The sequence below is a fragment of the Cellulosimicrobium sp. E-16 genome, from assembly GCF_049913115.1.
Taxonomy (GTDB): Bacteria; Actinomycetota; Actinomycetes; order Actinomycetales; family Cellulomonadaceae; genus Cellulosimicrobium.
This window is the reverse complement of record NZ_CP183974.1, coordinates 1,549,901-1,569,740: the sequence shown is the minus strand read 5'-3', so window position 1 is coordinate 1,569,740 and position 19,840 is coordinate 1,549,901. Positions and strand designations below refer to the sequence as shown.

Sequence of the window (19,840 nt, the reverse complement as noted above, 5' to 3'; positions counted from 1 at the left end):
GGCGGGGCGCGGCGGTGCCGCGGCGGGCTGCGGGGTCGGCTGCCGGGCGGTCGCCCGGCGATCAGTCGTGCTCATCCCTTCACCGCCCCCTGGGTCAGGCCGGAGACGATCTGGCGCTGGAACAGCACGACGAGCACGACCACCGGGATCGTCACGACGACGGCCGCCGCCGAGATCGCGCCGGTCGGCTCCTCGAAGTACGACGCACCGGTGAAGAACGCGAGCGCCGCCGGGACGGGACGCGCCGCGCTCGTCGACGTGAGCGAGATGCCGTAGACGAAGTCGTTCCAGGCGATGAAGAACGCGATGAGCGCCGTGGTGAAGACGCCGGGCGCGGCGAGCGGGACGATCGCCTTGCGGAACGCCTGCCACGGCGTCGCGCCGTCGACCTGGGCGGCCTGCTCGAGCTCCCACGGGATCTGCCGGAAGAACGCGGCGAGCGTCCAGATGGAGATTGGGAGCGTGAGCGACAGGTACGGGATGATGAGGCCGATCCACGTGTCGTACAGGCCGATGTTGCGCCACAGGTTGAACAGCGGCGTGACGATCGAGACGACCGGGAAGATCGAGACGCCGAGCGCCGTCGTGAGGATGAGGCGCTTGCCCGGGAAGTTCAGGCGTGCGATCGCGTACGCGCACAGCGTCGCGAGCACGACGGCGATGACCGTCGCGATGAGCGAGATACCGATGGAGTTGCGCAGCGCGGAGAGGAACAGCTCCTGCGCCGAGCCGCCCGTGGCGAGGATCTGCTCGTAGTTGTCGGTGCTCCACTGCGGCGGCAGGAACGTGCCGGAGTTGATGTCGCTGGGACCCTTGAAGCTCGTCATGAAGATCGACACCACGGGGAACAACGACCCGACGAGGACGACGACCGTGATGACGGCCCACCAGATCTTGGCCCGGGTGCTGAGGACGCTGCCCATCACTTCTCCCCCCTCGCGCCGGCGAGATCCACCTTGAAGAGCTTGATCGCGATGAAGCAGATGAGCACGACGCACAGGAACAGCAGCACGGAGATCGCGGAGCCCATGCCGATCTGGAGCTGGCCGATCGAGGTGCGGTACGCGAGCAGCGAGAGCACCTCGGTGCCGTTGGCGCCGTTCGTCATGATGAAGACGTTGTCGAAGATGCGGAACGCGTCGAGCGCGCGGAACAGGACGGCGACCATGATCGCGGCCTTCATGTTCGGCACGATGACCCGCGTGAACCGCTGCCACGCGGTCGCGCCGTCGACCTTCGCGGCCTCCTCGAGGTCGCCCGGCACCTGCGCGAGGCCGGCGAGCAGCAGGAGGGAGATGAACGGCGTCGTCTTCCAGACCTCGGACGCGATGATGACGAACAGGCTCGTGCCCTGCTGCGCGAACCAGTTGAGGTCGGGGCCGATGCCGGGCACCCAGTCGAACCAGTGGTTGACGTACCCGGACGTGATGTCGAACGCGTAGAACCACGCGAACGCCGAGACGACGGTGATGATCCCGTAGGGCACGAGGATCGCCGTGCGGAGCAGACCGCGCAGGCGCTTGATCGCGCGGTGCATGACGAGCGCGAGCGCGAACCCGAGGACGAGCTCGATGGCGACGGTGATGACGGTGATGAGGAGGGTGACCCAGAGGGCCTTCCACCACACCGGGTCCGTCAGGATCACGACGTAGTTGTTGAGCCCGACGAACGCGCGGTCGTCCGGGGCGGTGAGCTTGTAGTTGAAGAGCGAGTCGTAGACCGCCTGGAGGATCGGGTACAGCGTCACGGCGAGCATGACGACGAACGCCGGCCCGGCGAGGTACCACCCGAGGCGCGCCTCGGCGCGGGCGCGGTCGCTGCGAGCGGCCTTCGCGGCGGCGTCGGGCACGCCACGGGAGTCCGCGCGGGACGCGTCGCCGCGGCGGGGCGGCGCGTCCTCGGTGGTGGTCGACGGCGTGGAGGCGTGCCGGCCGCGGGGTGCGGGCTCGGCAGGAGGTCCGGCGTTCACAGGAGTCGCTCCCCTCGCAGGACGGCGGTGATGAACTCGGTGGACTGCTGCGGCGTCGTGTCGGGGTCGACGTCGGCGGGCGGGTACCACGTCTGCTGCAGGCCCGTGGAGACCTCGTTGTAGAACGGTGTCTGCGGCCGCGGGGCGGCCTGGTCGAGCGAGTCGCGGATGACGTCGTACATGGGGAAGGCCTTCTGCACGTCGGGGTCGTCGTAGGCCTTGATGCTCGCGGCCGGGTTCCCGTTGGTCACGAAGTACTCGGCCTGGTTCTCCGGGCTCACGATGCACTGCGCCGCCTCGTACGCGAGGTCGGTGTGCTTGCCGAACGCCCCGATGCCGAGCGAGATGCCGCCGTAGGGCGGGCGGGCATCCTCCCCCTCGGTGGTCTGCGGGTAGAGGCCCCAACCGATGTCGTCGAGCAGCGACTGGTCGAGCGATCCCGCGTCGACCGCGCCCTGGGTGGAGGACCAGACGAACGGCCAGTTGACCATGAACGAGCCGCGGTCGCCCTGGAACTTCGTGAGCGACGCCGGTTCGTCCTCGCTCGGGAGCCCCGGGCCGCCGACGCCGGACGTGCCGATCTCCCCGATGATGGTCGCGGCCGCCTTGCCCGCGTCGCTGTCGAGGCCGAGCTTCACCTCGTCCGCCGGCGCCTCCGGGTTCTCGAGGATGTGCCCGCCCGCGCCCTCGACGAGCGCGTTGATCCACACCGTCAGCGACTCGGCCTTGGCGCCCTGGACCGCGAGGAGCTTGTCCTGGTCCTGGGCGGCCTGCATGATCTGGTCCCACGTGACGGGCTGCGACATGTCGAGGCCCGCGGCCTCGGCGACCGACTTGCGGTACCAGAGGAGCTGCGTGTTGGCCCAGAACGGGATGGCGACCAGCTCGTCCTTCCACGTCGAGGCGTCGATCGCCCCCTGGACGACGTCCTGCGTCGTCGCGTCGGCGACGTCGGCCGGCACCGGGGCGAGGAAGTCGGCCTCCGCGAACTCGGCGATGAACACCGGGTCGAGGCTCATGATGTCGATCGACGAGTCCTTCGCCGCGAGGCGGCGCGCGAGCTGCTCGCGCTGCGACGCGGCGTCGCGCGGCAGGAGCTCGGTCTGGATCCGGTACGCGCCCCCGGCGGCCTCCGTGCAGGAGGCGGCGATGTCGGCCTGGCCACCGTTGTCCGGGTTGATGTACCACGTGAGCACCGGCGTCCCGTCGTCGCCCGGGCCGCACGCGGCGAGCGGCGCCACGAGCCCCACGGCGACCAGGACGGCGAGCGCTCGGGTGCGTCGACGCACGTCAGCTCCCCTCGGTCGCGGCTTCCCCGTCTCCGGGGTGTCACCCTCCATGGATACCGCCCCCCGGCCCGGCCCGCCATGCGAACGGGCGCGTCGGGCGGGCCCCGACCTGCGCGATGATGGGGGTCATGACCTCTCCCGCCCCCGCACAGCCGGTCCGTTCGCTCACCCCCGCCGAGGCGTGGGCGACGCTGCGAGCCGGCAACGACCGCTTCGTCGCCGACGCCCCGCTGCACCCCTCGCAGGGCGCGGACCGACGGCGTGAGACCTCGGCCGCGCAGCACCCGCACACGGTGCTGTTCGGGTGCTCGGACTCGCGCGTCGCGGCGGAGATCATCTTCGACCAGGGCCTCGGCGACATGTTCGTCGTGCGGACGGCGGGCCACGTGGTCGACACCACGGTGCTCGGCTCGATCGAGTACGGGGTCGACGTCCTCTCCGCGCCGCTCGTCGTGGTGCTCGGGCACGACTCGTGCGGCGCCGTGGGTGCCGCGGTGGAGACGCTCACCACGGGGGCCCAGGCCGACGGGTTCGTCCGGGCCGTCGTCGACCGGGTCATCCCCTCGATCGCGAAGATCACGGGCGCCGGGAACGGCTCGCTGGAGAACCTCGATCCCGCGGTGCTGCGCCGCGAGCACGTGCGCAACACGGTCGACATGCTCCACTCGTACTCCGCGGGCCTCGCCGCGGCGGTCGCCGAAGGCCGCTGCGCGATCGTCGGCGTCGAGTACGACTTCGCCGAGGGCCGCGCCCACCTGGTCGACGTCGTGGGCGACGTCGGCGAGGCGCCCCTCGCCGACGCCTGAGCTCGCGCCACCGGCACGTCCCGCGCCCCGCGTGACCTCGGTCACGCGGGTTGCGGGAGCCCGCGCGCGGTGCGGCAGGATGGCCCCATGACTGCATCTCCCGAGGCCTCCGGCGCCGCCGCCGGCGAGGCTGCTCCGACGACCGAGTACCGCATCGAGCACGACACGATGGGCGAGGTGCGCGTCCCCGCACAGGCCCTGTACCGCGCGCAGACGCAGCGCGCGGTGGAGAACTTCCCGATCTCCGGCACCCCGCTCGAGCGCGGCCACATCGAGGCCCTCGCTCGCGTGAAGAAGGCCGCGGCCCGGGCGAACGCCGAGCTCGGCGTGCTCGACGAGGACGTCGCCGCCGCCATCGTCGCCGCGGCCGACGAGGTCGCCTCGGGTGCGCACGACGCGCACTTCCCGGTGGACGTCTACCAGACCGGGTCCGGGACGTCGTCGAACATGAACACCAACGAGGTCCTCGCGACGCTCGCGACGCGCTCGCTCGGGCGCGACGTGCACCCGAACGACCACGTCAACGCCTCGCAGTCCTCCAACGACGTCTTCCCCACGTCGGTGCACGTCGCGGCGACCGCCGGCGTCGTGCGCGACCTCGTGCCCGCGCTCGGCCACCTGGCCGAGGCGCTCGAGGCCAAGTCCGCGGAGTTCGCGACCGTCGTGAAGTCGGGCCGCACGCACCTCATGGACGCCACGCCCGTGACGCTCGGCCAGGAGTTCGGCGGCTACGCCGCGGCGCTCCGCTACGGCGTCGAGCGGCTGGAGTCGGCGCTCCCGCGCGCCGCGGAGGTCCCGCTCGGCGGCACCGCCGTCGGCACCGGCATCAACACGCCCGCCGGGTTCCCCCAGCGCGTCATCGCGCTGCTCGTCGAGGACACCGGTCTGCCGCTCACCGAGGCGCGCGACCACTTCGAGGCGCAGTCCTCGCGCGACGGCCTCGTCGAGCTGTCCGGTGCGCTGCGCACCATCGCCGTGTCGCTCACCAAGATCTGCAACGACCTGCGCTGGATGGGCTCCGGCCCCAACACGGGCCTCGGCGAGATCTTCATCCCCGACCTGCAGCCGGGCAGCTCGATCATGCCGGGCAAGGTCAACCCCGTCGTCCCGGAGGCCGTGCTCATGGTCGCCGCGCGCGTGATCGGCAACGACGCGACCGTGGCGTGGGCCGGCGCGTCCGGCTCGTTCGAGCTCAACGTCCAGATCCCCGTCATCGCGCAGGGCGTGCTCGAGTCGATCCGCCTCCTCGCGAACGCGTCGCGCGTGCTCGCCGACAAGACCGTCGTGGGGATCACCGCCAACGTCGAGCGGGCGCTCGCGCTCGCCGAGTCGTCGCCGTCGATCGTCACGCCGCTCAACCGCGTGATCGGCTACGAGGCGGCGGCGAAGGTCGCGAAGCACTCCGTCAAGGAGGGCCTCACCGTCCGCCAGGCCGTGATCGACCTCGGCTTCGTCGAGCGCGGCGAGGTCACCGAGGCGCAGCTCGACGAGGCGCTCGACGTGCTGTCGATGACGCGCCCGCCGCAGGCCTGAGCCCTCGGCCCGACCGATCTGCCCGAGAGCCGGGCGGGGTGCGCACGCACCCCGCCCGGCTCTCGGCGTCTGCGGCGTCGGGTGGTCAGTAGTCGACCGGGTCGAGGCGGCGCAGGACGACGCCGAGCAGTCGCGCGAGCTCGGCCCGCTCGGCGTCGTCGAGGTCCGCGAGCGCCGCGCGCTCCCGCTCGAGCTGCTGCGGGAACACCTCGTCGACGAGCGCGACGCCGTCCTGCGTGAGGGCGACGAGGACGCCGCGGCGGTCCCGCTCGGCGACGGTCCGCTCGACGAGCCCGGCGCGCTCGAGCCGGTCGAGGCGCTTGGTGATCGACGCTCCGGGGGCGCCGGTCATCGTCGTGACCTCGCCCGCGCGCAGCGGCCTCCCGGCGCGGCGCAGAGCGGCGAGCACGTCGAACTCCGCGCGCGAGACGTCGTGGCGCGCCGCCGAGCGTTCGAGCGCGCCCTCGAGGAGGCCGGCGGCACGACGCAGCCGCGCCCCGACGGCGGAGGTCGAGGTGTCGAGGTCCGGCCGCTGCTCGGCCCACTCCGCACGGACGCGGTCCACGTAGTCCACGCTCCCAGGATAGGGCGGGCGTCACAGTAGTTCACTAGTGAAACATCCTGGAATCACCGCTAGCCTGGGGAGGACATGCCTCTTCTCTCCCCCCTCCCCGCCCCTACGCGTACCGCGCTCGCACCGGTGCGCACCGCGGCCCAGGACGTGCTCGACCCCGCCCACCTGCGGGCCGCGCTGCGCGTGAGCCCTGCCGACGCGACGCTCGCCGCCGCGCTGCGGTGCGGCGCGGCGGTCGCCCTCGCGATCGCGGTCCCGGGGCTGCTCGGCCGCCCCGACCTCGCGGCGTTCGCGTCGCTCGGCGCGCTCACGTCGCTCTACGGCCGGTACGACCCCTACCGCCGCCGCGCCGCCCTGCTCGCCACCGTCGGCGTCCTCATGACCGGCACGATCGCGGCGTTCGGCCTCCTCGCCGTCGCCGGCGCGCCCACGCTCGTCACGACCGCAGCCGTCGCGCTGCTCGCCGCGGGCGCGACGGCCTTCTGCCTCCTCGTGCGGACCGGCCCGCCCGGAGCGACGATCATCGTCTTCGCCGCGGGAGCCGGGCTCGCCGGCTCCCCCACGCTCGTGGAACTCGGCCCTCGCGTGCTCACCGGCGCGTCCGGCGCGCTCCTCGCGTGGCTCGTCTGCATGGCCGGCGCGCTCGTGCGCCCGACGGCGCCCGCGCGCCTCGCCGTCCGGCGCGCCGCCGACGCCGTGGCGGTCGTCGCGCGGGAGTCCTCGCGCGGTCCGGGCGCTCCCGGTGCGCGGCCGACCGACGCGGCTCTCCCCGTGCCGGTCCCGCACGGTGCCCACGCCGCGCGATCCGCCGTCGGCCGAGCGCGCGAGGTGCTCGCCGACGACGCGTCGTGGCGCCTGCCGCGGGGCGCCGTCCCGGCGCTCTCCCGCGAGCTCGACGAGATCGAGCGGGCGCTCGACGCCCTGGGCGTCCCGCGCGCGGACGGCGCGGCGCCCGTCCGCACCTCGCTCACCACCCGGGCGCGGTCCCGCGTCCGTAGCCCCTGGCGGATCGCGACGGCACGCGTCGGTGTCTCCGGGCTCGTCGCCGGCGGGGTCGCCGCCGTCGCCGGCCTCGGGCACGCCGCGTGGGCGACCATGGGCTCGACCGCCGTCCTCCAGGGCGAGTCGGCGCGCCACGCCGTCGTGCGGGCCATCCAGCGCGGGGCCGGCACCGTCGCGGGCGCGCTGCTCGCGTGGCCGCTGCTCGCCGCGCCGCTCGGCTTCTGGGGGACGGCCGCGGTCGTCGTGGTGCTCCAGACCGTGACCGAGACGATCGTGGGACGCCACTACGGGCTCGCGATGCTCACGATCACGCCCATGGCGCTGCTCATGACCTCGCTCGCCCACCCCGCCGACCCGGCCGCGCTCGCGCTCGACCGCGCGCTCGACACGGTCCTGGGCGCCGTCGTCGGCGTGCTCGCGGTGGTCCTCGTCCACCCGCGGACCCGCCCCCGCGCGAGCGAGATCCCCGGTCCGCCGAGGTAGAGGCCTGGTACCGCGAGGTAGAGGCCTGGTCATGACCAGGCCTCTACCTCGCGGCGGATCAGACCTCGATCGACTCGAGCATCTCCGTGACGAGCGCCGCGACGGGCGAGCGCTCGGAGCGCGTCAGCGTGACGTGCGCGAACAGCGGGTGGCCCTTGAGCGCCTCGATGACGGCTGCGACGCCGTCGTGCCGCCCGACGCGCAGGTTGTCGCGCTGTGCGACGTCGTGCGTGAGGACGACGCGCGACGACTGCCCGATGCGGGACAGGACCGTGAGCAGCACGTTGCGCTCGAGCGACTGTGCCTCGTCGACGATGACGAACGCGTCGTGCAGCGACCGCCCGCGGATGTGGGTGAGCGGCAGCACCTCGAGCATCTCGCGGTCGATCACCTCGTCGAGCACCTGCGGCGAGACGAGCGCGCCGAGCGTGTCGTAGACGGCCTGCGCCCACGGGTTCATCTTCTCGGCCTCGGACCCGGGGAGGTATCCGAGCTCCTGCCCCCCGACCGCGTAGAGCGGGCGGAACACCATGACCTTGCGGTGCTGCCGGCGCTCCATCACCGCCTCGAGCCCCGCGCACAGCGCGAGCGCCGACTTGCCCGTCCCCGCCCGGCCGCCGAGCGACACGATGCCGACGGACTCGTCGAGCAGCAGGTCGATCGCGACGCGCTGCTCGGCCGAGCGACCGTGCAGCCCGAAGAGCTCCCGGTCGCCGCGCACGAGCTGGACGTGCTTGTCCGCCGTGACCCGGCCGAGCGCCGACCCGCGCGGCGAGTGCACGACGAGCCCCGTGTGGCAGTGCAGCGGCCCGGCGGCCTCGACGACCTCCGGGTCGAGGCTCGTCAGCTCGACGGACTCGTGCTCCCACAGCGCCGCGGCCTCCGCGTCGGTGAAGGAGATCTCCCCCATGCCCGTCCAGCCCGAGTCCACGGCGAGCTCGTGGCGGTACTCCTCCGCGCGCAGCCCGACCGCCGACGCCTTGACCCGCATCGGCAGGTCCTTGGACACGACCGTCACGTCGTGCCCCTCCGCCGCGAGGTTCGCGGCGACGGACAGGATCCGGGTGTCGTTGTCGCCCAGCCGGAAGCCGGCGGGCAGCACGTCCGGGTCGGTGTGGTTGAGCTCGACGCGCAGGGTCCCACCGGCGTCGCCGACGGGGATCGGGGCGTCGAGACGGCCGTGCTTGACGCGCAGGTCGTCGAGCATGCGCAGCGCGCTGCGGGCGAAGTACCCGAGCTCGGCGTGGTGACGCTTGGCCTCCAGCTCGGTGATGACGACGACCGGGAGGACGACGTCGTGCTCGGCGAACCGCCCGATCGCGCGGGGGTCGCTCAGCAGGACCGAGGTGTCGACGACGAACGTGCGGCGTGCGTCGTCTCTCGCGTCGTCCTGCGGGGTGGGTGAGGAATGGACCACGAGGGCTCCCCTCCGGCGCGCGGGCGCCGTTCTCTCTCTGGGCGAGGCAGGCGACCGGCCGTCGGGCCGTGGGTGCCACGGCTCAGCAGCGCCGGTGCCGGCCCTCCTGAGCGGAGCGTGAACCCCATCGGCTGGCCTCCCGGAGGACGGCGGTGGTGCCGTCCGTCTCCTCGAAACTACGCCCGTGTGATTCGGATCACCAGCCCGGCACGCGCGCGCCGTCGAGGTTTAACCCGACGTTCACGCGGAGCGGCAGAACGACGACGCGAGATCGGCCCGAGCGTCCGAGATCGACCCTCGGAGGGTCGATCTCGTGGCGCACGGGCCGATCTCGCGGGTGTCAGTGCTCGACGTGCTTCGGTGCCATCGCGACCGCGCACACGAACCCGAGGACGAGGACCACGGCCGTGACGGCGAGCGTCTGCCCGACGGCGGTCGCGAAACCGTCGTGGAACGCGGCCGTGGCGGCGTCGGTCACCTGGCGCGCGACGTCGTCGGGCACCCCGGGCGGGAGGTCGAACGACCCGCCCGCACCGCCCTGCAGGGAGCCCGCGTTCGCGAACCCGTCGACGAACTGCTGGCGGAACTGCTCGGGGAGCGAGGCCGCCGCGTCCCGCGCGGCGGCGGGGAGCGTGACGGCGAGACGCGCGGTGAGCGTCGCGACGATCGCCGCGGAGCCGATGACGCCGCCCACCTGGCGCGTGGTGTTGAAGGCGCCCGCCCCGGCGCCCGCGGTGCGGTGGTCGAGGCCCGACGTCGCGAGGTTGGCGAGCGGCGAGAACACGCACCCGGTGCCGATGCCGAACAGCGTCATCGGCAGCACGATCGTCACGACCGACACCCCGGGACCCACGACCGCGGCGAGCCAGCCGATCGCGACCGCGAGGACGCCGAAGCCCGTCGCGACGACCCACTTGGCCGGGACCCGGTCGGACAGGCGTCCCGCGAGCGGCGCCACGATCCCCGACACGAGCGATCCCGGCAGGTTGACGAGGGCGGCGTGCAGCGGCGAGAGACCGAGGATCGACTGCAGGAAGATCGTCAGCGGGAAGAAGATGCCGATCATGGCGAACGACACGGACATCCCGGCGACGTTCGCGAGCGAGAAGTTGCGCGAGCGGAAGAGGCGCAGCGGCAGGAGCGCGCCGTCGCCGAGGTGGCGCTGCCACAGGACGAAGCCCACGAGCACGAGCAGCCCGGCGCCGATGACGCCCCAGACCGTGATCGGCCCGGTGATGGTGCCCCAGTCGTACGTCTCCCCCTCCTGGAGGCCGAAGACGACGGCGAACAGGCCCACGACCGACAGCACGACGCCGAGCACGTCGAACGAGCGCTTGTTCGTCGCGAGGCGCGGGAGCCGGACGAGCGCGAACCACAGCGCCACGACGCCGACCGGCACGTTGACGAAGAAGATCCACTCCCAGCCCCAGGACTCGACGAACACGCCGCCGAGCAGCGGTCCGGCGATCGTCGCGACCCCGGCCGTGGCGCCCCACAGGCCCATGGCCGCGCCACGCTGCCGCGGCGGGAAGACGCGCGTGATCATCGCCATGGTCTGCGGCGTCATGAGCGCCGCGCCGACGCCCTGGACGACGCGCGCCGCGATGAGCATCTCGATGGAGCCCGAGAACCCGCACCAGGCCGACGCGAGCGTGAACACCAGCAGGCCGACGACGAACACCGGCTTGGGGCCGTACCGGTCGCCGAGGCGCCCGGCGAGCAGGAGCAGCACCGCGTAGGAGAGCAGGTAGGCGCTGTTCACCCAGCCCACCGCGACGAGCGACGCGTCGAGCTCGGTCTGGAGCGTGGGGACGGCGATGTTCACGATCGTGGTGTCCACCATGATCATGAAGAAGCCGAGGATGAGCGGCGGCAGGATGCTCCAGGCGCTGCGGCCGTGGAGGTCGACGAGGGGCACGACGCGCGAGCCGGCGTCGGCGGGTGCCGGGGCCGTGCTCGGGCTGCTGCCCGGGGTGGGAGTGGTCACGAGGTCTCCTGAGGTGAGGCAGTGCGGGGGAAGCGGAAGGCGGCCGCGGGCTCCTCGGTCCAGCTCAGCGCGCCCGACTCGACGTCGGCGATCGTCGCGTCGAGCCACGCGATCTCGGCCGCGGTCTGGTGGAGCTGGAACGACGCGTCGAGCAGGATGCGGCGGGGCAGCCCGCGCGCGACGACGCCGTCGAGGTGCTCGCGCACCCCGTCGGTCGCGGCGGCGAGCGTCGCACGACGCTCGCGCAGGAGGGCGAGGGCGTCGTCGCGCGGGAGGTCGTGCACGAGCGCGAGCCCGACGGGGAAGGCCGGGTACTCGGGCGGCGTCTCGCGCACGAGCTCACGCGTGCGGTCGTGGTGCGCGGCGACGCCCGCGTCCGTGACGGCGTAGACCGTGCGCTCCGGACGGTTGCCGTCGCGGTCGACGCCCGCGCGCTCGACGAGGCCGTCACGCTCCAGCCGGTCGACCGCGTGGTAGACGGCGCCCGGGTTGAGCCGGACGAGGCGGTCGTCGCGCCGCTTGCGCAGGCGCACGAGCATCTCGTACGGGTGCATGGGCTGGTCGAGCAGCACGGCGAGCACGAGGGTCGCCGTGGGGCTGAGGCGCGGTGCGGGCACGGTCGTCTCCGGGACGGTCTCACGGGCGGGGTGCGGCGGACGGTGCGGGCGGGCAGCCCGGACGAGGAGGTCCGCGAGGAATATTCCGCTTGGAATATACGCCTCGGGCAGGCGGGGTGTCGACCCCGGACGGTTCGCGCGGCCGTGGCTCGCCGCGTAGGTTCACGAGCCATGAGCGTCACCGACCTGCTCGACCTCGACGCGACCGCCCTCGCCCACGTGCTCCGGACCGGCGACGCCTCCCCCACCGAGGTGCTCGACACGACGCTCGACGCCGCCGCGGGCGTGGGCGCCGACGTCGGCGCCTTCACCGTCCTCACCTCCGACCTCGCCCGCACGCAGGCGCTCGCCGCCGAGTCGGCGCTCGTCGCGGCGCGCCGCGCGGGGAGCGCGGTCGGGGGAATCGACGGTCTCCCCCCGTTCCTGGGCGTCCCCTGCCCGGTCAAGGACCTGACGATGGTCGAGGGCGTGCCGATCCGCGCCGGGTCCGCCGCGATCGACCCGATCCCCGCCCCCTACGACGACGGCGTCGTGACGCTCCTGCGGGCGGCGGGCACCGTCATGGTCGGCAAGACGACCACCCCCGAGCTCGGCCTGCCCTGCTACACCGAGCCCGACGTCGGGCCGACCGCCCGCACGCCGTGGGACCTCGCACGGTCCGCGGGCGGGTCGAGCGGGGGCGCGGCGGCCGCGGTCGCGGCGCGCGTCGTCCCCGTCGCGCACGGGAGCGACGGCGGTGGGTCGCTGCGCATCCCGGCGAGCGCGTGCGGGCTGGTCGGGCTCAAGCCGTCGCGCGGGCTCGTGAGCCCGGGGCCGTACGGGGTCGACGGCGCGGGCCTCGCCACGCACGGCGTCCTCACCCGGTCGGTGCGCGACGCCGCGGCGTTCCTCGACGTGCTCGCGCGCCCGTGGCCGGGCGACACCTTCACGGCGCGCCTCGCGGCCGCACCGGGCGGGCGGCGGCTCCGGGTCGGGCTCCTGCTCGACCCCGTGATCGCCGCCGACGCTCCCGTGCACCCCGCGTGCGCCGACGCCGCCCGCGCGACCGCGGCGCTCCTCGCCGGGCTCGGGCACGACGTCGTCGAGATCCCCCCGCCGTTCGGCGCCGAGCGCTGGGACGCGTTCGCCGCGCTGTGGTCGGTCGGCGCGCTCCAGGCGCCGGTGCCGCCCGACCGCGAGCACCTGCTCGTGCCCCTCACCCGGTGGCTGCGCGAGCGCGGGCGCGGCGTGAGCGGGCTCGCGTACGCCACCGCCCTCGCCGGGGTGCAGCAGCTCACGCGCGAGGTCGCCACCGCGTGGGCGGGCGTCGACGTCGTGCTCTCCCCCACCCTCGCCCAGCCGCCCGCGCTCGTCGGGAGCCAGCGGATCGACGACGACCCCGCCGCCGACTTCGCCGCCCAGACCGCGTTCACGCCGTGGACGAGCGTCTGGAACCTCACCGGCCGGCCCGCGATCTCGCTCCCGCTCGGCGAGGCGCGCGTGACCGACCCCGACGGAACCTCCGCCACCGTCCCGGTCGGCGTGATGCTCGGCGCGGACCACGGCGACGACGCGCTCCTCCTCGACCTCGCCGCCCGCCTTGAGGAGGCCGCGCCGTGGTCCCACCGGCGACCGGGGGCGACGTCGTGACCGCCTACGTCGCACTCCTGTTCGCCGTGAACGTCGGCGGCCGCAAGGTGCCGTCGGGCGCGTTGCGCGAGCTCGCGGCCGAGCTCGGGTTCGCGCACGCCCGCACGGTCGTCAACAGCGGCAACCTCGTCGTCGCGCCCGGGACCTCGGGCGCGTCCGGTCCCGACGACGTCGCCCGGCTCCTGCACGACGCCGTCGCCGAGCGCTTCGGCGTCGACGCCGCCGTTGCCGTGCTCACCACCGAGCGCCTCCGCAAGATCGTGCGCGGCAACCCCCTCCCGGACGACGCGCAGGAGCACCCCGCCGCGCTCCTCGTCCTCGTGGGCGAGACCCCGGTCGACCCGGACGGCGCCGCCACGATCACCGACCGCGGCGGTACCGAGCGCGCGGCCGTCGCGAACGGCGTCCTCTACGTCGCCTACCCCGACGGCATCGGCCGCTCGAAGCTCACGACGGCCGTCCTCGCGAAGGCCGCCGGCACCCCGGTAACAGGGCGCAACTGGAACACCATGACCCGCCTCCTCACCCTCGCCGAGGACACCCCCACCTGACCGGCCCCGCCGAGGAAGAACCGTGGTCGCGCGAGGTAGAGCCGTGGTTCGGCGAGGTGGGCGTGGTCGGGTTTCAGGCCCGCGGGGTCCGCGGTGAGGGTGGCCTCGGTGCTCGGGGCTGCGGCGCCGTCACCCCGGCCTTTCGGCCGTGGTTTCTCGGAGCGCCGCTCGCCGCCGGCGCTGCGGTTTCATCCGGCAAGCGGCAGCAGAACCGTCCTGGCGAGACCGACACCGCGGGCGGTCGCCCGGGTGAGCGACGACCGGGGCGAGACGACGTAGGGCGGGGTGAGTGGTGGTGCCGCGTCGTGGCGGGCCTGGCGGGAGCCGCGAGGAACGAGCGGCGGATGGTAGACGCGGCACCACCACCCACCCGACCACCCGACGCAACCACACGCCGTCGAGCACAAGAACCAGGGTTCTACCTCGCGCGACCAGGCCTCTACCTCACGCGACCACGGCTCTACCTCACGCGACCATGGCTCTATCTCTGCGGGGTGGCCGGGCGCCAGTGCTGGACCTTGTCGACGTCGCGGACGACGACGTCGAGGCGGGCGAGCTCGCGCCGCAGCTCCGTGGCGTCGGCCGTCTTGTCGGAGCGGAGCATGGCGGCTCGGGCGCGCAGGACGGCGTCGGCGCTCGGCGGCAGTGCCGGGTCGCCGGGGACCCAGCGGCGGAACTCGTCCACCCACGGGTCGTCGTCGTGCCACGGCCACCCGTGCGATCGGAACGCAGTCGCGAGGCGATCGGTCGCGAGCTCGGTGCGCACGTGCAGGAGCTCGACGACCGGAATGTCGACGGGCGCGCCCTCCGCCATGCCGGCATCAGAGGTCGACGCGCGCGCCGCGGGTGACGCGGGCGACGCCTGCCGGTCGGTAGGGGACGGCGTACGACGGCCGAGCACGACGAGGTCCTTGCGGTCGACGAGCACGGCGGCGACACGGTCGCGGTCGAGCTCGGTGCGGTCGTCGCGCAGGATCAGGGTCGCGCGCTCGGGGTCGACGGTCACGACCGCGATGTCCCGCACCGCGTGCGCGGCGAACGCCAGCCCGGCGAGCGCCCCGACGGCGAGGCAGATCCCGGCACCGAGCGCGCCGCGCTCGCCGAGGAGCTCGTCGATCACGCGTGCGAGGCCCTGGAACGGGGCCCAGGGCAGACCCACCATCCAGCCCGCGAGGTGCAGCAGCCCGAACGCGACGGCCGCCCCCACGACCGGCGACCCGCCCCACAGGAGCGAGCGGTCGAGCGCCGTCGGTCCGACGACGGTCGGCACGTCCGGTGACGCCGACCCGGCCGGGGACGGCGTCGGGGCAGGTGTCGGGGCCGGAGCAGCGCCGGTGAGGCCTGCCGGGGTGAGGTCGGGCGCGGGGCGAGGGACGGCGTCGGGCACCCACGGATCCTCACGTGCGCTGGCCGCGCGCGGCGTCGCCCGGGAGGATGATCGCGAGCCGGGCACGTCGGCCGCGCGGGGTACGGCCCGTAGAATCGAGGGCGGTGTGCCGGGAAGTCTGGTCGGCCACGGTCTCGCGTCCGCGGGCCGTGCGACTCGACAGCGACCCCGGGAGCACGATGACCCACGCCACCCCGCCCTCCGGCACCCACCCCACCCCACCGACCGACCGACCGTCGCCCCGGGCGCGGCTGCGCCGCTGGGTCAGCAGGGAGACGACGGGCGGCGCGCTGCTCATCGGCGCGGCGCTGCTCGCGCTGCTGTGGGCGAACTCGCCGTGGCGGGACGCGTACACGACCCTCTCGGAGACGGTCGTCGGTCCGGCCTCGATCGGCCCGCTGCCCCTGCACCTCGACCTGAGCCTCGAGACCTGGGCCGCCGACGGGCTGCTCGCGATCTTCTTCTTCGTCGTAGGCGTCGAGCTCAAGCAGGAGTTCGTGGCGGGGAGCCTGCGGAGCCCGCGCCAGGCGGGCGTGCCGATGCTCGCCGCGGTCGGTGGCATGGCCGTTCCGGCGGTGATCTTCACGGCGGTCGTGCTGCTCGCGGGCGACGACGGCGCGCTGCACGGCTGGGCGATCCCGACGGCCACGGACATCGCGTTCGCGCTCGGCGTGCTCGCCGTGTTCGGGCGCGGGCTGCCCGCCGCGATCCGCACGTTCCTGCTGACGCTCGCGGTCGTGGACGACCTGCTCGCGATCATCGTCATCGCGGTCTTCTACACGGCCGACCTGCGCATCGGGTTCCTCGGCCTCGCGCTCGTCGCGGTCGCGCTGTTCGCCGCGCTCGTGCGCGCCCGGCGCACGCGCTGGTGGCTGCTGGTGCCCGTCGCGGTGATCGCGTGGGTGCTCGTCCACGAGTCCGGCGTGCACGCGACGGTCGCGGGCGTCCTGCTCGGCTTCACCGTCCCGGCGCTCGCGATGCACGGCGAGGCCGAGTCGCGGACCCACCGGTTCGAGCACGCCCTGCGCCCCTTCTCCCAGGGGATCGCCCTGCCCGTGTTCGCGTTCTTCGCCGCGGGCGTGACGTTCGTCGGCGGCGGGGGCGACGTCCTCGGTCAGCCGGTCGTGCTCGCGATCGTCCTCGGCCTGGTGCTGGGCAAGCTCGTGGGCGTGCTCGGGGTGACGGCGCTCGTCACGCGGTTCACGCCGCTGCGCCTGGCGCCCGGCATCGGGGTGCGCGACCTGCTGCCGGTCGGCCTGCTGGGCGGCATCGGTTTCACCGTCTCGCTCCTCATCGCGGAGCTGTCGTTCCCGGACTCGACGCACACCGACGCGGCGAAGATCGCGGTCCTCGCCGCCTCGACGATCGCCGCCGCTCTCGCGGCGCTCGCGCTGCGCTGGGACGCCCGGCGTGCACGCACCAACGACATGAACCTCGACGACCTGCCGGACGACATCACGGACCACATCGGCGACGCGAAGGACCGCCTCGAGCACTGACCCGACCGCCCCTGCGCCGGCCGTCCCGCGGCACCGGGGCGCGCTCCGGCGTCGCCGAACCCGGGGCTACAGGCGAGAGAACCGGCCAACCTGCCCGTATCCCCGGGTTCGGCACAGAGGGGCGCCCGTCAGCAGGTCGTCGCGATCTCGTAGCGGCCCGGCGCGGCCTCGCGCAGCGTGGTGACCGTCGCGTCGCCCTGGCCGAGGTACGCGAGCGATCCCACCGCGTAGTACGGGTTGTACGGGTTCACGCCGTAGGAGATCGCGCGGCCGGCGGCCTGGTGCTGGGCGTTCGTCGCCGTCCCGCACCACGGGCCGGACGGCACCTGGACCGTGACGGTGACCTGCGCCGTCGTCGCGTTGCCCGCGGCGTCGACGGCCCGTGCCGCGACGACGTGCGCGCCCGCGCCGAGCGCCGCCGTGTCCCAGTCGTACGTGTACGGGGCGGTGCGCAGCGTCGCGAGCGCCGCGCCGTCGACGCTCAGCTCGACCCGGTCCACGCCGCGGTCGTCCGACGCCGCGACGCCGACCCGGACGGTCCCGGTCACGGTCGAGCCCGCGGTCGGCGACGTGATCGAGACCGTCGGGGCGACGACGTCCGGGTCCGGTCCGGTGCCGGGGTCGCGCTCCACCCGGCGGTTGTTCGCGAACAGGAAGTCGGTGAGGTACGCCGGGTAGTCGATGCTGTTCGTCGCGACGTACGACCCGCCCGGGCCGCCGCCCGCGGGCCACGCGTGGGCGAGCCCGGTGTTCCGGACCAGCGAGACGCGCGGGCCGTCGGCGTCGGACCACAGCGAGCCGGAGCCCGCGGTGTTCGCCCCCGCGAGCCCGGCGAGCGAGAACGACGACGTGGTCCCGGCGCCGTAGAGGTCGGCCATGACCTGGGCGTTGAGCGTCCCGTACCCGGTCGCGACGGTCGTGTCGGCGCTGCCGAAGACGACCGAAGTCACCTGCGAGCCGAAGTCTGCGGCGTGCGTCCCGGCGAACGTCCGGCACGTCGAGCGCGCCTGCGCGAGCGACGTCGCGACGCTCCCGATCTGGCCCGACGTCGTCCCGACCGTCGGACCGGCCGCGATCCCGACGCCGGCGAACACGTCGGGGGCGAGGCAGCCCATGACCATCGCCTGGCCGCCGCCGGACGACAGCCCGCTGACGTAGACCTGGTCCGGGTCGATGCCGAGCGAGGTGTCGGCGAGCAGCGCCGAGACGAGGTCGAGCAGGTTGTCGTCGTGCCGCGCGGGGTGGGTGCGGCTGTGGTTCGTGTCGTAGTAGTCCCAGCAGCCGAGCAGCACACCGCCGTTCGGCGCGGCGGGGGCCGCGACGACCATGCCGTGGTCGTCGGCGGTCGCGGCCCAGTTGCCCGCGTTCTTGATCACCTGCGAGGTCTGGACGCAGCCGTGCAGCGAGATCATGAGCGCCCGACCGCCGGGGAGCGCCGGCTCGGTCGTGGGCCGGTACAGCTCGACCGTCATACCGCCCGCCGAGCGCTGGGACCAGGAGCCGGCCGCGGACGCCGGCGCCGTGACGAGCGGCGCGAGCACGACGGCGAGCGCCGTGCCGAGCGCGACCGCGGCCGCGGAGCGGCGGGCGCGACCCTGCCGCCTGAGGGAGTGCCTGACCATCTGAACCTCCACGTCGAGGTCGGGTCGCCGTCGGCGCTGGAGGCACCGCGGCGCGCACCGTTGCGCGCCGGACCCGGGCGAGACCGGACGTTACGTGTGACCTGAATCACCTGTCAACATACGCCTGTCGGCCCCGTGGCCGGATCGTGACCGGCGCGGGTTGACACCGCGTCGGTCGCGGATCCATGATTCCCGCAACCTGAATCGCCTCTCATGTTTGAGCGGCGCTCCCCCAGGACCACCCAAAGAAGGGCGAAGTCATGCGGACGAAGAAGTCCCAGCGGCCGGCACTCGCCGTCGCCGCGCTCGCGGCCGCGAGCCTCGTGCTCGCCGCGTGCGCGCCGACCGACGCGACCGGAGGCGACACGACCGGAGGCGAGAGCAGCGCGAGCGCCGACCCGGTCGACGTCGGCATCATCTACTCCAAGACCGGGCCGCTCGCGGCCTACGGCGAGGCCTACTACGAGGGCTTCCAGGCCGGACTCGACTACGCGACCGACGGCACCGGCGAGGTCGACGGCCGCCCGGTCAACGTGACGTTCCACGACGACGGCGGCGACCCCGACAAGGCGGTCGGCCAGGCCAAGGACCTCATCGGCAAGGGCTACCAGATCCTCGGCGGCACGGTCGTGTCCGGCGTCGCGCTCAAGCTCGCCGAGCAGGCCGAGCAGAACAAGGTCCTCTACATCTCCGGCCCCGCCGCGGTCGACGCGCTCACGGGCATCAACGACTACACCTTCCGCTCGGGGCGCCAGTCGCTCCAGGACGTCGCGACGGCGGGGACGTTCGTCGACCCCGACGGCGCGAAGGTCGTCGTGTTCGCGCAGGACAACGCGTTCGGCCAGGGCAACCTCGCCGCGGTCGAGGCGGTCCTCGGCGCGCAGGGCGCCGAGGTGACGAGCGTGCTCGTGCCGGAGGACGCGACGGAGTTCACGCCGTTCGCGCACCAGATCGTCGACGCCGCGCCCGACCTCGTGTTCGTGGCGTGGGCCGGGGCGACGTCGGGCGCGATGTGGCAGGGCCTCGACCAGCAGGGCGTGCTCGACTCGACGACGGTCGTCACCGGCCTCGGCGACGTCGCGACCTACGGCGCGTACGGCGGCGCCGCGAGCAAGGTCGACTTCCTCAACCACTACTTCCCGGGCGCGGCGGGCACCGAGGTCGAGGCCGCGATGCTCGCGTCGGTCGAGGAGGCCGGCAAGCAGGCGGACCTCTTCACGCCCGACGGCTTCGTCGCGGCGCAGATGATCGTCCACGCGATCGAGGAGGGCGGCGACGACGTCGAGGGCATGGTCGACGCGCTCGAGGGCTGGAGCTTCGAGGGCCCCAAGGGCACGACGACGGTCCGGGCGTCCGACCACGCCCTGGTCCAGCCGATGTACCAGGTCAAGCTCGTGGCCGACGGCGACGCCTGGGTCCCCGAGCTCGTCACCGAGGTGCCGGGCGAGGACGTCGCGCCGGCCGAGGCGGGCTGA

Annotated in this window: 16 protein-coding genes; 7 read left to right on the top strand and 9 right to left on the bottom strand. The window is 74.0% G+C overall.

The window, feature by feature from the left end; translation table 11 throughout:
* Positions 1-71: 71 nt before the first annotated feature.
* From ACN9MS_RS06860 to ACN9MS_RS06850, 3 genes are all read right to left on the bottom strand, one after another.
* Positions 72-923, bottom strand: coding sequence for a carbohydrate ABC transporter permease (locus ACN9MS_RS06860; protein WP_426311267.1), 852 nt, complete (start codon positions 921-923; stop codon positions 72-74).
* Positions 923-1,849 (bottom strand): carbohydrate ABC transporter permease, encoded by a 927-nt coding sequence (locus tag ACN9MS_RS06855; protein ID WP_426311847.1) that lies wholly within the window; start codon positions 1,847-1,849, stop codon positions 923-925. The genes ACN9MS_RS06860 and ACN9MS_RS06855 overlap by 1 nt, the downstream gene beginning before the upstream one ends.
* A 116-nt stretch (positions 1,850-1,965) precedes the next feature.
* Positions 1,966-3,258, bottom strand: coding sequence for a sugar ABC transporter substrate-binding protein (locus ACN9MS_RS06850; protein WP_426311266.1), 1,293 nt, complete (start codon positions 3,256-3,258; stop codon positions 1,966-1,968).
* A 128-nt stretch (positions 3,259-3,386) separates the two neighbouring features.
* Here ACN9MS_RS06850 and ACN9MS_RS06845 point away from each other — a divergent pair, with 128 nt between their 5' ends.
* Positions 3,387-4,064 (top strand): carbonic anhydrase, encoded by a 678-nt coding sequence (locus tag ACN9MS_RS06845; RefSeq protein ID WP_426311265.1) that lies wholly within the window; start codon positions 3,387-3,389, stop codon positions 4,062-4,064.
* 87 nt (positions 4,065-4,151) lie between these two features.
* Positions 4,152-5,597: a class II fumarate hydratase gene (locus ACN9MS_RS06840; protein ID WP_426311264.1), complete on the top strand. Its 1,446-nt coding sequence runs from the start codon at positions 4,152-4,154 to the stop codon at positions 5,595-5,597.
* Between the two features lie 85 nt (positions 5,598-5,682).
* Here ACN9MS_RS06840 and ACN9MS_RS06835 read toward each other — a convergent pair whose 3' ends face one another.
* Positions 5,683-6,171 (bottom strand): MarR family winged helix-turn-helix transcriptional regulator, encoded by a 489-nt coding sequence (locus ACN9MS_RS06835; RefSeq protein WP_426311263.1) that lies wholly within the window; start codon positions 6,169-6,171, stop codon positions 5,683-5,685.
* Positions 6,172-6,246: 75 nt separating this feature from the next.
* On the opposite strand from ACN9MS_RS06835, the gene ACN9MS_RS06830 reads away from it, so the two are divergent.
* Positions 6,247-7,656 carry an FUSC family protein gene (locus ACN9MS_RS06830; protein ID WP_426311262.1) on the top strand — a complete coding sequence of 470 codons (1,410 nt, stop codon included), beginning with the start codon at positions 6,247-6,249 and terminating at the stop codon, positions 7,654-7,656.
* 58 nt (positions 7,657-7,714) lie between these two features.
* On the opposite strand, the gene ACN9MS_RS06825 is transcribed toward ACN9MS_RS06830, so the two are convergent.
* From ACN9MS_RS06825 to ACN9MS_RS06815, 3 genes are all read right to left on the bottom strand, one after another.
* Positions 7,715-9,073, bottom strand: a complete 1,359-nt coding sequence (locus ACN9MS_RS06825) for a PhoH family protein (protein ID WP_426311261.1) — start codon at positions 9,071-9,073, stop codon at positions 7,715-7,717.
* 340 nt (positions 9,074-9,413) lie between these two features.
* The gene (locus ACN9MS_RS06820; protein ID WP_426311846.1) at positions 9,414-10,922 is read right to left on the bottom strand and encodes a DHA2 family efflux MFS transporter permease subunit; all 1,509 of its coding nucleotides are present in this window, start codon (positions 10,920-10,922) and stop codon (positions 9,414-9,416) included.
* 134 nt (positions 10,923-11,056) lie between these two features.
* Positions 11,057-11,677, bottom strand: coding sequence for a PadR family transcriptional regulator (locus ACN9MS_RS06815; RefSeq protein ID WP_426311260.1), 621 nt, complete (start codon positions 11,675-11,677; stop codon positions 11,057-11,059).
* Between the two features lie 171 nt (positions 11,678-11,848).
* On the opposite strand from ACN9MS_RS06815, the gene ACN9MS_RS06810 reads away from it, so the two are divergent.
* Both ACN9MS_RS06810 and ACN9MS_RS06805 read left to right on the top strand, forming a co-directional pair.
* A complete protein-coding gene (locus tag ACN9MS_RS06810; RefSeq protein ID WP_426311259.1) occupies positions 11,849-13,306 on the top strand; it encodes an amidase in 1,458 nt (485 codons plus the stop codon).
* Positions 13,273-13,857: a DUF1697 domain-containing protein gene (locus ACN9MS_RS06805; RefSeq protein WP_426311258.1), complete on the top strand. Its 585-nt coding sequence runs from the start codon at positions 13,273-13,275 to the stop codon at positions 13,855-13,857. Before ACN9MS_RS06810 ends, ACN9MS_RS06805 begins: the two co-directional genes overlap by 34 nt.
* Before the next feature lie 481 nt (positions 13,858-14,338).
* Here the strand turns inward: ACN9MS_RS06805 and ACN9MS_RS06800 are convergent, their stop codons facing one another.
* Complete coding sequence (locus tag ACN9MS_RS06800; RefSeq protein WP_426311257.1) at positions 14,339-15,244, bottom strand: YqeB family protein; 906 nt, start codon at positions 15,242-15,244, stop codon at positions 14,339-14,341.
* A gap of 179 nt (positions 15,245-15,423) precedes the next feature.
* On the opposite strand from ACN9MS_RS06800, the gene nhaA reads away from it, so the two are divergent.
* Positions 15,424-16,743 carry a Na+/H+ antiporter NhaA gene (nhaA, locus tag ACN9MS_RS06795; RefSeq protein ID WP_426311256.1) on the top strand — a complete coding sequence of 440 codons (1,320 nt, stop codon included), beginning with the start codon at positions 15,424-15,426 and terminating at the stop codon, positions 16,741-16,743.
* Between the two features lie 128 nt (positions 16,744-16,871).
* Here the strand turns inward: nhaA and ACN9MS_RS06790 are convergent, their stop codons facing one another.
* Positions 16,872-18,365: an extracellular catalytic domain type 1 short-chain-length polyhydroxyalkanoate depolymerase gene (locus ACN9MS_RS06790; protein ID WP_426311255.1), complete on the bottom strand. Its 1,494-nt coding sequence runs from the start codon at positions 18,363-18,365 to the stop codon at positions 16,872-16,874.
* A 260-nt stretch (positions 18,366-18,625) separates the two neighbouring features.
* On the opposite strand from ACN9MS_RS06790, the gene ACN9MS_RS06785 reads away from it, so the two are divergent.
* Complete coding sequence (locus tag ACN9MS_RS06785) at positions 18,626-19,840, top strand: substrate-binding domain-containing protein (RefSeq protein ID WP_378234368.1); 1,215 nt, start codon at positions 18,626-18,628, stop codon at positions 19,838-19,840.